This is a genomic window from Winogradskyella pacifica, from assembly GCF_013403915.1.
Taxonomy (GTDB): Bacteria; Bacteroidota; Bacteroidia; order Flavobacteriales; family Flavobacteriaceae; genus Winogradskyella; species Winogradskyella pacifica.
Genome location: NZ_JABFDI010000003.1, coordinates 86,899 through 99,500 on the forward strand (window position 1 = coordinate 86,899; position 12,602 = coordinate 99,500).

12 protein-coding genes are annotated in these 12,602 nt (G+C 31.7%); 7 read left to right on the top strand and 5 right to left on the bottom strand.

What is annotated here, in order from left to right; genetic code table 11:
- Window positions 1–18: 18 nt before the first annotated feature.
- Window positions 19–621 (top strand): DUF1684 domain-containing protein, encoded by a 603-nt coding sequence (locus tag HM984_RS03800; RefSeq protein ID WP_115807590.1) that lies wholly within the window; start codon window positions 19–21, stop codon window positions 619–621.
- A gap of 34 nt (window positions 622–655) precedes the next feature.
- Here the strand turns inward: HM984_RS03800 and HM984_RS03805 are convergent, their stop codons facing one another.
- From HM984_RS03805 to HM984_RS03820, 4 genes are all read right to left on the bottom strand, one after another.
- Window positions 656–1,120 carry a GNAT family N-acetyltransferase gene (locus tag HM984_RS03805; RefSeq protein WP_179348181.1) on the bottom strand — a complete coding sequence of 155 codons (465 nt, stop codon included), beginning with the start codon at window positions 1,118–1,120 and terminating at the stop codon, window positions 656–658.
- Window positions 1,117–1,977 carry a hypothetical protein gene (locus HM984_RS03810; protein ID WP_115807588.1) on the bottom strand — a complete coding sequence of 287 codons (861 nt, stop codon included), beginning with the start codon at window positions 1,975–1,977 and terminating at the stop codon, window positions 1,117–1,119. Before HM984_RS03810 ends, HM984_RS03805 begins: the two co-directional genes overlap by 4 nt.
- A 72-nt stretch (window positions 1,978–2,049) precedes the next feature.
- Window positions 2,050–2,862 (bottom strand): 3-deoxy-8-phosphooctulonate synthase, encoded by an 813-nt coding sequence (gene kdsA, locus HM984_RS03815; protein ID WP_218845007.1) that lies wholly within the window; start codon window positions 2,860–2,862, stop codon window positions 2,050–2,052.
- A gap of 176 nt (window positions 2,863–3,038) precedes the next feature.
- On the bottom strand, window positions 3,039–3,398 hold the full coding sequence (locus tag HM984_RS03820; protein WP_179348182.1) for a hypothetical protein: 360 nt from the start codon (window positions 3,396–3,398) through the stop codon (window positions 3,039–3,041).
- 210 nt (window positions 3,399–3,608) lie between these two features.
- Between HM984_RS03820 and typA the strand changes: the two genes are divergently transcribed.
- From typA to HM984_RS03850, 6 genes are all read left to right on the top strand, one after another.
- The gene (gene typA, locus HM984_RS03825) at window positions 3,609–5,405 is read left to right on the top strand and encodes a translational GTPase TypA (protein WP_115807586.1); all 1,797 of its coding nucleotides are present in this window, start codon (window positions 3,609–3,611) and stop codon (window positions 5,403–5,405) included.
- A gap of 273 nt (window positions 5,406–5,678) precedes the next feature.
- Window positions 5,679–6,596: a GNAT family N-acetyltransferase gene (locus tag HM984_RS03830; RefSeq protein ID WP_179348183.1), complete on the top strand. Its 918-nt coding sequence runs from the start codon at window positions 5,679–5,681 to the stop codon at window positions 6,594–6,596.
- A gap of 181 nt (window positions 6,597–6,777) precedes the next feature.
- Window positions 6,778–7,917 (top strand): DegT/DnrJ/EryC1/StrS family aminotransferase, encoded by a 1,140-nt coding sequence (locus tag HM984_RS03835; protein WP_179348184.1) that lies wholly within the window; start codon window positions 6,778–6,780, stop codon window positions 7,915–7,917.
- Window positions 7,918–9,228 carry an O-antigen translocase gene (locus HM984_RS03840; protein ID WP_115807583.1) on the top strand — a complete coding sequence of 437 codons (1,311 nt, stop codon included), beginning with the start codon at window positions 7,918–7,920 and terminating at the stop codon, window positions 9,226–9,228.
- Between the two features lie 10 nt (window positions 9,229–9,238).
- Complete coding sequence (locus tag HM984_RS03845) at window positions 9,239–10,543, top strand: O-antigen translocase (RefSeq protein WP_179348185.1); 1,305 nt, start codon at window positions 9,239–9,241, stop codon at window positions 10,541–10,543.
- Complete coding sequence (locus HM984_RS03850) at window positions 10,527–11,360, top strand: phytanoyl-CoA dioxygenase family protein (RefSeq protein ID WP_179348186.1); 834 nt, start codon at window positions 10,527–10,529, stop codon at window positions 11,358–11,360. Before HM984_RS03845 ends, HM984_RS03850 begins: the two co-directional genes overlap by 17 nt.
- Here HM984_RS03850 and HM984_RS03855 read toward each other — a convergent pair.
- Window positions 11,357–12,490 (bottom strand): glycosyltransferase, encoded by a 1,134-nt coding sequence (locus HM984_RS03855; protein ID WP_179348187.1) that lies wholly within the window; start codon window positions 12,488–12,490, stop codon window positions 11,357–11,359. The two genes, HM984_RS03850 and HM984_RS03855, sit on opposite strands and share 4 nt — an antisense overlap.
- Window positions 12,491–12,602 lie beyond the last annotated feature (112 nt).

The following is a 12,602-nucleotide window of genomic DNA, read 5'->3' on the forward strand; positions in this document are numbered from 1 at the left end:
AGTTTAAATCATAAAATTATGCGCATTTTAGTTGTTTTAATTACGGTTTTGTTTTGTTTTAGCTGTGCTCAGGAAAAAAAGGTTTTAAAATATGAAACTCCATTTCAAGAAAAAATGAATACTGAGTTTAAGGATGCGTCAAAATCCCCTTTAAAAGCGAAGGATTTAAAGAATTTTGAAGGTTTAGATTTCTTTCCTTATGATTCGACTTATGTTGTAATAGCTACTTTAAAGCGCACGCCAAATAGCGAATGGTTTTATATGAAAACCAGTACAGATCGCTTATCTAAAGAACGTGTTTTTGGTGTTTTAACTTTTGAATTAAAAGGTGAATCTCATCAATTGAATGTTTACCAAGGAGAAGAATTGATGCAAACGGAAGGTTTTGAAGATTATTTATTCTTGCCTTTTTTAGATCATAGTAATGGATATTCAACTTATGGTGGTGGTCGCTATATAGATTTAGAAATTCCCGATGGCAATGCATTAGAAGTAGATTTTAACTCTGCATATAATCCGATGTGTGCTTATAATGAGAAGTATTCTTGTCCTATTGTACCCGGTGAAAATTATATTAAACTAGAAATTGAAGCCGGAGTAAAAGCTTATAAAAATCACTAGACATGATGCCTCTATCTACTGTATGATTTTTACTTTATAGTTGCTTTTCTACCAGGTAATTTTCAAAGCCAGCGCCTTTAACATTCTTGTTTTGTTTTTTAAGAACTTCAAAGTATTTATTGTCAAAAAAAGGTAAAGCTGTTTTGCTGACGTCAGATTTCAGGACTTCAAAATCATTCATCATCACTTGAGATTCTATAATCCGTAATAGTTTTGAACCCACCCCTTGGCGTTGATGGTCTTTATGAACAAATAATCCATCTAAATAATTGCCGTTTTTTAAGTAGGCAAAACCAACCATATTGTTTTCGATTTCAGCAATAATAAAATAGAATTTATCGATTCGTTTTTCCCACTCTTCAACATCGTCAGCACCAGAAGACCAAGCATTAATTTGCTTTTCAGAATAATGTTTCTTATTAATATGAGTAATAGTATCTCTAAAAAGTGAAGTGATTTCAGGAATATCTTCTAATGTTGCGGGTCTTATTTGTATCATTTTTTTAATTTAAATATACTACCAAAAGAGACAACACGCTGAAAAAAGTAAAAACTTTGCTCTGCATGATCTGCTGAATCATTGGTTGTTCTTATATTATTCATATCAATATAGCCACCTTTTGCATTTAATTGTATAAAAAAGTGTTTAAAGAATGTGAGATTTAATCCAATATTAGCAGATAATCCATAACCTGACACATGAAATTGATCATATCTATCCTTTTGTAACAGTGTTGTATTCGTTCTAGGAAATAAAAGACCTCCTCCGATACCTTCGGTTATATTGACTTGAAATTTATCTGTATCGTTTATATGAAATAATGATGAAATATCATCATATCTTGCAATTTCGGTGTAGATAAAGTTGAGACCGTCCGTGTGTTCAAATTTTAATAAATCACTAGAAATAAATACATTTTCATCATTAAACTCACCGTTATAATTGCTTCCAGGTTCATTGTCTGGTAAATTAATATAGCCGTTTACATTTCTATTTCTGTCTCTATTCATAACATATTTCATGTGGTCTAAACCAATTGAAACGGTGTAATGATCTGAAATAAAATAACCCAATTTGGCATTTGTTTGAGGGATGGTCATTCGAGTAGGATTTATATAATCGATATGCCAACCTTTAGGTTTGTCTTTTGCTGTAGCATCACTTATCGTAAAATCGTAATCTTCACCTTTAAAGCGAATATCCGATTTTGAATAGGCTCCTCTATTTCCGCCCCAGCTAATAAATAATTTTCCTTTATTAGAGGTTGAGTATTTTAGTGTTCTTTGAGTTTGGCTGTATGTTATTGTACATAACAAAGTGAATCCTAAGTTTAGAATTCTATTTAAATAGTTCATAAGATAACTTCCGTAAGGATAAGGGTAGACGTTAATCTAATCCCTTACTTACAATAGTTGTGAAAATAGAAGTTATAATGAGTTAATTGTTTTTCTAATAGCAACTAAATTAGATAATAAGCTTTCCAAATTATCTAAGTGTAACATGTTGGCTCCATCACTTTTTGCATTTGCGGGGTCAAAATGTGTTTCAATAAATAAACCATCGACGTTATTAACGACACCAGCTCTTGCAATTGTCTCAATCATATCTGGTCGTCCTCCGGTAACACCAATACTTTGATTAGGCTGTTGTAATGAGTGGGTAACGTCTAAAACTGTTGGGGCATATTGGCGCATGGTTGGGATACCTCTAAAATCTACAATCATGTCTTGGTAACCAAACATGGTACCACGATCTGTAATCCAAGCTTTATCATTGCCAGCATCTTTAACTTTTTGAACGGCATGCTTCATCGCTTCAGGACTCATAAATTGTCCCTTCTTTAAATTAACAACTTTTCCGGTTTCGGCAGCAGCAACTACTAAATCTGTTTGTCTCACCAAAAATGCAGGAATCTGTAAAACATCTACATATTCTGCAGCCATTGCAGCATCAGATACTTCGTGGATATCGGTTACTGTTGGGACGTCAAAAGTTTCAGAAACTTTTCTGAGAATTTTTAAGGCTTTTTCGTTTCCAATACCTGTAAAACTATCAATTCTACTACGATTCGCTTTTTTGAAACTACCTTTAAAAACGTAAGGGATTTCAAGTTTATCTGTAATTTTTATAACTTTCTCGGCAATACGAAGTGCCATATCTTCACCTTCAATAGCGCAAGGGCCGCAAAGTAAAAAGAAGTTATTGGAATCTGTATGTTTTAATTTTGGAATTGATATCAAAGCTTTAGACTTAAAATTAGTAAGGTACAAAGATACGATTATGTATGTTTAGATGAAACTATGATTAATGGATATTAAGTTTCAAAGTTTCAAAGTTTCAAAGTTTCAAAAGTTCGATGCTTTGCGTTTTTGCAAATTTGTTTTTACTTAGCCATCAATAAGTCTTCCGTATTCAATTAAAAGACCTTCTTAATACTATTTCTCACAATCCATAGTGACATTACAAAGTTTCCAATAACTAAAAGCCCTCCATAAAATAGTAGTTTTTTTGAGGTTTCTGACCAATGAATAATATGGAGTAAATCAAATACATAAGCTAGAATTAAGTAAGAAGACAAGCACACAAAAATAATTCCTAAAGAGAAATTTAATTTTCTATTTGGTTTAATTAGTTGCCATAAAAACGGAATTCCAAATAATAATATAGGATAAGCAGAAATGCCTTCACTTTTATTCATGGTTGTAAACCAATATATAATTACCGACAAAAAATAGAGGTAAGGGATAAATTTGGTGTATTTGCTAAGAGTTTTCATCTGTTAATTTTTTAGAGTTCAGATTAGCCTAAAAAAGGCAGTTTTAGTTGCCTAGTTAGCGGTAGGTTTTGTAGGGAAGGCTTTACCTGTTAATCAATTATTTAACGTAAGATACGGCTTCAAATTATTTGATAATAAAATTATAACATATAATTAACGGAAAAAGAAGAATAAAACGTACATTTGCACGCTTAAAAATCAGCATCAGTTATGACCAAGATTAAAAATATTGCAATTATTGCGCACGTCGATCACGGAAAGACAACATTGGTAGATAAGATTATGTATCACTGTCAATTATTCCGTGAAAACGAAAATACAGGAGACTTAATTCTAGACAACAATGATCTAGAAAGAGAAAGAGGTATTACAATTACTTCTAAAAATGTTTCTGTAGTATACAAAGATACTAAGATCAACATTATTGATACACCTGGTCACGCCGATTTTGGAGGTGAAGTAGAACGTGTATTAAACATGGCTGATGGTGTTGTGTTATTGGTAGATGCTTTTGAAGGGCCAATGCCACAAACACGTTTTGTATTACAAAAAGCAATTGATTTAGGTTTAAAGCCTTGTGTAGTTATCAATAAAGTGGATAAAGAAAACTGTACTCCAGATGAAGTACATGAAAAAGTTTTCGATCTAATGTTTGAACTTGGTGCTGAAGAGTGGCAGTTAGATTTCCCAACCGTTTATGGTTCTGCAAAGAACAACTGGATGAGTGATGATTGGAAAAATGAAACTAAAAATGTTGAGCCATTATTAGATATGGTAATTGAGCATGTGCCAACTCCAGAATTTGAGAAAGGAACAACACAAATGTTAATTACATCTTTAGATTTCTCTTCATTTACTGGTCGTATTGCGATTGGTCGTGTACAAAGAGGAAATATTGTAGAAGGACAACAAATCGCTTTAGTAAAAAGAGATGGTTCAATCGTAAAAAGTAGAATTAAAGAAGTATTCATTTTTGAAGGTTTAGGACGTAAGAAAGTTCAAAGCGTTGAAACTGGAGATATTTGTGCACTTGTTGGTGTTGAAGGATTTGAAATTGGAGATACTGTTTCGGATTTAGAAAATCCTGAAGGTTTAAAATCTATTGCGATAGATGAACCAACAATGAGTATGTTATTTACAATTAACGATTCTCCTTTCTTTGGTAAAGACGGAAAATTTGTAACATCTCGTCATATTAAAGATCGTTTAGAAAAAGAATTAGAGAAAAACTTAGCGCTTAAGTTAGGTGAAACAGGTAGTGCAGATAAATTCATGGTTTTTGGTCGTGGTGTATTACACTTATCGGTATTAATCGAAACGATGCGTCGTGAAGGTTATGAATTACAAATTGGACAACCACAAGTAATCATCAAGGAGATTGATGGTGTTAAATGTGAACCAATTGAAGAGTTAACAATTGACCTTCCTGAGACGGTATCTGGTAGAGCTGTAGAGTTTGTTACTAAGCGTAAAGGTGAGTTACTAAGTATGGTAACTAAAGGTGAGCGTATGATTTGTGAGTTTATGATTCCTTCTCGTGGTATTATTGGTTTACGTAACCAATTACTAACAGCAACTGCTGGTGAGGCAATTATGGCACACCGTTTTAAAGAATACCAGCCTTATAAAGGTGATATTCCTGGACGTATTTCTGGATCTTTAATCTCTATGGAAAACGGAACAGCGATTCCTTATTCAATTGATAAATTACAAGATAGAGGTAAGTTCTTTGTTGAGCCAGGAGAAAGTATTTATGAAGGACAAGTTATCGGAGAAAATTCTCGTCAAGATGATATGTCTGTAAACATTACAAAAGCTAAAAAGCAGAGTAATGTACGTAGTTCTGGAGCAGATGATAAAGCTAAGATTGTACCTGCAATTAAGTTTTCTTTAGAAGAAGCTTTAGAATATATTCAGAAAGATGAGTATGTTGAGGTAACTCCAAACTCTTTAAGATTACGTAAAATCTATTTGAAAGAAACAGATCGTAAGCGTAATAAAATATAATCTACTAAGATTTATTATATATTTTGAAAAGAGAAACATTGAAAAATGTTTCTCTTTTTTTGTTTTATAAATTCAGGAAAACAAACACGTTAATCACTCATTGGGTTTTGCTTATAATGTGGTTAATTATTTCCTTGTCGCTTCAATAATTACTCTGTATTAATAAACTTAACTCATAGTTTTTTGTTTACTTTGGTGTCTAACTAAATAGTCAACATTATTTTCTCAGTAAAAAAATATCACTCTAGCTTACAATCGGAATGGGATGCGTTTGTGAAAGAGGCTAAGAATGCGACATTCTTGTTTCAACGTGGTTTTATGGATTATCACAATGATCGTTTTGAGGATTTTTCAATAATGATCTATAAAGATGATCAGTTGTATGCGTTACTTCCTGCAAATAGTGTTGAGGATAAAGTAATTTCTCATCAAGGCCTAACTTACGGGAGCTTTGTGCTTCAAGATAAATCTAAATTCTTTTATGCTTTTGAAGCCTTTAAAGCGATGCTTGCTTTTTATGAATTAGAAGGGTTTAAGCAACTCGAAATAAAAGTGATACCCACGTTTTATAATAGTATGCCAGCAGATGAATTGGACTATTTCCTTTATAAAGCTAACGCACAATTATTAAAAAAAGATGTGCTAATGGTCATTGATTATGCCCATAAATTACGTTTTCAAAAAAATAGAAGAGAAGGTATCAATAAAGCCTTAAGATCTGGACTAAAACTTAAAGTAGATACAAATTTCAGCGAGTTTTGGAATTCAGTTTTAATACCAAATCTAGATAAGAAACATGGTGTAAAACCAGTCCATTCTTTACAAGAAATAGAATTATTGGCGACGCGTTTTCCAGAGAATATCAAACAGGTCAACATATATAAAGATGATAAAGTTGTCGCAGGATCAACCGTTTTTTTAACTAAAACAACTGTTCATCCTCAGTATGTTTCTGGTAATGCTGATAAAAACGCGTACGGTAGTCTCGATTTGGCTTATGATTTTATAATCAATGAAATGGGCGATGATAAGCGTTATTTTGATTTTAATATTTCGAGTGAAGACAACGGGAATAAAATTAATGAAGGTCTCATTTTTTGGAAAGAAAGCTGTGGTGCACGAAGTTATACGGCTAACACATATCTGTTAGAAACGTCTAGTCATAAAATTTTGGATATACCTAAAACATAAGTTTATTTTTCTTCCTTATAATTCAAATAATTATGAACTAATTAAAATGAGTATTATATAAGGTTGTTGAAATCTAATTAATTAAAGTTTTAATTTAATCAATTGTTGTTTTATATTTCACAGACTTATCTGATTAGTTAATTGTACAAAGAAGAGATATGTCCTTTCAATTTTTAAATTTATGATTAAGTTTTTAGATTTATATAAGATCAATAACCGCTTTAGAGACGCGTTTCAAGCGTCGTTTAGTAAATCTTTAGACGATGCCCATTTTATTCTAGGAAATAACGTTACCAATTTTGAAAACGAGTTTGCCAACTATTGTGGTACAAAATTCTGCATTGGTACAGGTAATGGATTGGATGCCTTAACTCTGATCTTAAAAGGCTATATAGAACTCGGTAAGCTAAAAAAAGGAGATAAGGTTATTGTACCTGCCAACACATTTATTGCAACAATCTTATCGGTTATACATGCGGATTTGATTCCTGTTTTGGTGGAGCCCAATCCAGATACATATACGATTTCTGTCGATACAGATAAGGCCATATTTGTTGATGCTAAAGCCATTATAATGGTTCATTTATATGGTCAATTGGCAGATGTTGAAGGCTTACAACAAATAGCTAAAGATTTTAATTTACTTTTATTTGAAGACGCAGCCCAAGCACACGGAGCCATTTTAAATTCCAAAAAGAATAGTTCAAATTCGATTGCAGATTCAATTTCAAATTCAGCTAAAGCAGGTAACCTTTCAGATGCAGCAGCATTTAGCTTCTATCCGAGTAAAAATTTAGGAGCACTTGGAGATGGTGGAGCCATTACAACTAACGATTCAGAATTAGTTACTGTCATTAAGTTATTGCGAAATTACGGTAGTGAAGAAAAGTACACGAATAAAATTATTGGTTTTAATAGTCGTTTAGATGATATGCAAGCGGCATTTTTAAGTATAAAATTGAAGACCTTAGACAACGATAATGATAGACGCAGGGAAATTGCTAAGGCTTACTTAAATGGCATTAAAAACCCAAAGCTAAAATTACCACTTTATGATGGTAGCAAGAATCATATATTTTATGCTTTTGTCGTTGAGGTTGATGATAGAGCTGATTTTATAAAGTTTTTAGATGCCAATCAAATAGAATGGTTGATTCATTATCCTATACCACCGCATCAACAAGAGGCTTTGCGTTCTTTTTCGTGTTTTAATCTTCCACTTACGGAAAATATTCATAAAAGAATTATAAGTTTGCCTATGAGTCCTGTGATGATAGATAAAGATATTCAGTCGGTTATCTCGGCTTTAAACACATATTAATTGAAAAAGTTTTTTAATTACATCAATAGCGAAGTTTTAGTAAAGGCAGCAAGTTTAAACTTAGCCAATATTAGTCTCAGAATTTTAGCAGGTATTTTAATTTCTAAATTTATTGCTGTATACATTGGTCCACAGGGGATGGCACTTATTGGAAATTTGCGAAATTTTATGAGCGGTCTGCAGTCGTTATCGATTTCAGGACTTTATAAAGGTGTTGTTAAGTTTGTAAGTCAGGTTAAAAATGATTCGGTTGAGCTTACAAAAACCTTATCCACTGTCTTTTATTTAGGGTTTTTCTCGTCTACTTTCCTCGCTTTTTTATGTTATTACAATGCTCAGTTTATAAATGATATTATTTTTTCGTCAAATTATAGATATACATATATCATTAAAACGCTTGCCATTATTTTGCCTTTCTATGCTTTAAATATGTTTACCTTTTCTATTATGAACGGGTTTTCTAAGCACAAATATTTGTTGCTTATAAATGTTTTAGGTCAAGTTCTTGGGCTTTTAGTAACGCTAATTCTCATATATCAAGAAAATATAGATGGTGCATTAATAGCCATAGTGATTACGCCTGCGCTTAATTTGCTTATAACTATTGTTGGTATAGCGTTTAGACGCAGTTTAATGTCATTTGTTAAGATTACACAAATAAGTCTGTCGGTCTTAAAGAAATTAAGTCCTTATATGATTATGGCGTTGGTTAGTGCTATTGCAATACCAATTGTGATGATTATAATTAGAAATTATCTTATTGACGAAGTTGGTATTAAAGCCGCAGGCCATTGGACAGCAATGACAAGAGTTTCAGATTATTATTTGATGTTTATCAATTCGTTGACGGCACTTTATATTTTGCCTCGTTTTTCTGAAATTAATTCTAAACGCGATTTTAGAAAGGAAGTATTTAGTTTCTACAAGAGTATTATGCCTGCATTTTTGGTATTACTATTAATTATTTACTTAAGCAGATCTCTATTAATAAACATATTGTTTACCGAAGATTTTAGACCAGTAGAAGATTTATTTGGGTATCAGATCTTAGGTGATATTGCACGTGTACTTTCTATGGTTATAGCCTATCAGTTTTTAGCGAAAAAGATGTTTGCACATTTCTTAATTCTAGAAGTGTTTTTATTCATAATGATGTACTTTTCTAGTATCTACCTCATTGATGAGTTTGGATTACAAGGAGCTGTAATGGGACATTGCTTGAGTTATTTTATGTACTTCGGAATAATATTATTACTCTTTAGTAGTTCTTTATTTGGGGTTTTAACTGAAGATGGTATAGAAGGATATTAAAAGCAAACACGTGAAACTTCCAAAATTTATTAGTAGTAATATAGTGCTTAAAATTACCTCGCTTAATGCAGTGGTGATTACTATTAGACTAATTGTTTCTGCATTTGTTCAGCGTTTACTTGCGGTTACTGTTGGCGAAGCTGGTTATGCAAGTATTGGTCAGGTACGAAATGTATTGGCGATGCTTACAAGCACATCTACTTTAGGGACTTTTAATGGAGTTGTTAAATATGTCGCAGAATTTAAAAAGGATCAGCCAGAACTTTCTAAGCTATTTTCTACTGTTAGTGTTTTTGCAATAGTTGGCTCATTGCTTTCTGCGGCGGTATTATTTTTAGGAGCATCGTTCTTATCCGATTATCTGTTTCAATCTCAAGAGTATATTTATATTTTTCAATTGTTTGCTGCTATTGTACCATTTATTGCTGTTGGTAGAGTTACCAATGCGGTGGTTAGTGGGTTGTCGGATTATAAACGCTATGCTAAAATTGAACTCATAAGTTATCTTCTAGCAACAGTGGCCCTTGTTATTGGTGTATATACTTCAGAATTAAAAGGAGTAATCATTGCTATTGCACTAGCACCAGTAATTCAGTTAGTTGTTTTGGCTTTTGTATTTGGAAAAACCCTGAAAACCTATGTGAAATTTAAGTCTTTAAATTTCAGTCTCATTTATAAAAATAAATTATTGGCATTTACATTAATGTCTTTTATTTCTACGTTTTTGTTGAATTATATTGAGTTGAATATAAGAACTCTAGTCACTGATGAATTAAACATTAATGAAGCAGGTTATTGGACAGCAATTACATTTATTTCTAAAAACTATATGGTGTTTGCTACAGGATTATTTACACTGTATGTATTACCAAAATTCGCGAGTATCCATAATAAGCATGAGTTTAAGATTGAAGTACTCAATATTTATAAAACCATTTTGCCGATTTTCGGATTAGGAATGCTTTTGGTTTATATCCTGAAAGATTATATTATTCTATTAATTTATCCAGATTTCACAGGAATGGAACCTTTGTTTAAATGGCAATTATTAGGTGATTTTGTAAGATTAGGAGCCTTAGTCTTATCACATCAGTTTTTAGCGAAACGTTTAGTAAAAAGTTTTGTAATTACTGAAATAGCGTCTTTAGCATTGTTTTTTGTATTGTCTAAAGTGTTTATTCAGTATTATGGTACCGAAGGGATTGTAATTGCTCATTTTGTGAGGTACATTCTTTATTTTATAATGGTCTTTTTTGTTATAAAAATATATTTCAGTAATCAAAAAAATAATTTCACCGATGGAAAAAACATGTAAAATATTTATTGATAATCAACCTTTTGAATTTAAGGTTGAAGGTGATTTTTTTTGGGGGAAACCAGAATTACTTTACCCACAGGAAGATAATGTTTTGTCTAAAATGTCGTGGGAAAATGATGGTTTTAATATCGTGGAAGCATTTGAAAATCAAGATTTTTTAAAGCTTCAAGAATCTGTAAAAAATATTATAATTGATGCTTTAAAGGCTAATAATGTCGCTGTAGATAATGAAATATTTGACTTAAAGGATTATCACAAATTTGTGACTACAGATGCATTACATAATCAGGTAATTTCTATAACTCGTAATCTTGAAACCTTAGATTTTGATTTTGATATTGACTTGTTAGCAAAACGGTTTGGGGACATTTTGGGTTACAAATTGACATCTTATGTAGAGGAATTAAAAAAATCACATATTCAAATAAGAATAAGCAGACCAAAGTCGTTGGATATAAATCCACCACACAGAGATGGTTATTTGAGTTATTGGGAAGATATTATTAATGTTTGGTTACCTGTAGCAGGTTGTAATGAAAAATCGTCTTTACCAGTAGTAGCAAAAAGCCACCTTATACCAGAAAACGAAATTTTAAGAACAGAAAGTAAGGGCGCAAAAATTAACGGTAATATTTATTATGTGCCCTGTATTTTGGAGACAAAATCTGGAGTCATAAAGATGACAAGACCAAACCCTAAGGAAAGTGAAGCCTTATTATTTTCTCCATTTTTAATTCATGGTGCTGCCGTAAACGAAAATGAAGATATCACAAGAGTTTCTTTAGAACTTCGATTTCCAAAACAAAAAAATTAAGACCATTTTTCTAAAAATAATTTCGCATTCTCTGTATGGTCATGATACTGTTTTACAAACTGACGTGCATTCTTAGAAATGTTAATTATTTTTTCAGGGTTTTCAATTAGCCATTCTAGTTTAGAGGCAATCGCCTTAGCGTCTGGTAACGCATTTATGGCAATAGTATTGGGTGTAACATTATAATAGTCCTCCCATTCCTTTTCAGCGCCTGTAAACACTACTTTTCCTTTTGCCATAGCTTCTAAGGCATTATAGCCTTGGTCATAAGCATAGACTTGATCTAGTAAGATATGAGCAGTGTCAAAAGCTGTAATGTATTCTTTATAAGGTAAATTTTCAACTTTAATTATATTGACTTTTGTTTTGTATTTGGCATCAATTAGATCTAATGCAGCATCAAAAATATCATTTCCTTTTTTATAATAGTTGGCTCTGTTGATGCCATGAAAAATAGTTATTTTTTCATCTAGATTAGGTGCCTGATAAGGTATACTATCTACATTTATAACATGAGGAATCATTCCTAAATGTTTTTTATGGTTTTGTAAAGGAATATAATAATCGAGATCAGAACTAATAACACCTTCAATTTTATCATAAATATGATGGTGTAATTTTACAAATTCAGGTGTTAAATATTTTAAACCTAACGCGAAATCTGTAGGCTTTACACGACCTTCAAAATAAGGGGTATGTATGGAGTATCTAAATTTTTTATCTATCGAGAATTTTACGCTAGAGTAGTCTGTACCACAAGATAATATGTATGCTTTCTTGTTCCAGCTAGTTAATAAATCAAATACGTTTTGTTCATCTTTAGCCGAACAGAGAAAAGAAGATTCATTTATAAATTGGACAACATCAAAGTTTTCTAATTGCGCTTTATGTTTTAATAGTTGCTTCTTTACATCAATAAAATGTAAGTCTATTTTAAACAAACGGATCATTAAAGATCTCACTTTTTGTAATGGTCCTATTCTAAATTTTTGATTTATTTCTATATCAACATCAATTTTTTTGAACCCATCATCCATGCCAACAACAATTGCTTCATGTCCTAAATTTTGCAGCCCTTCTTTTAAATATCTATGTGACCTGTTGTATTCGCCAACCAATAAAACTCTCATGTGTAGATTCTAATTATTGTAATCAAAGTTAAGGAACATCTCAAGAATAATCTAGTTAGAATAGCATTGAAATATAGATGTTTCATTTATATCGTTACATTTGTCTTAAAGA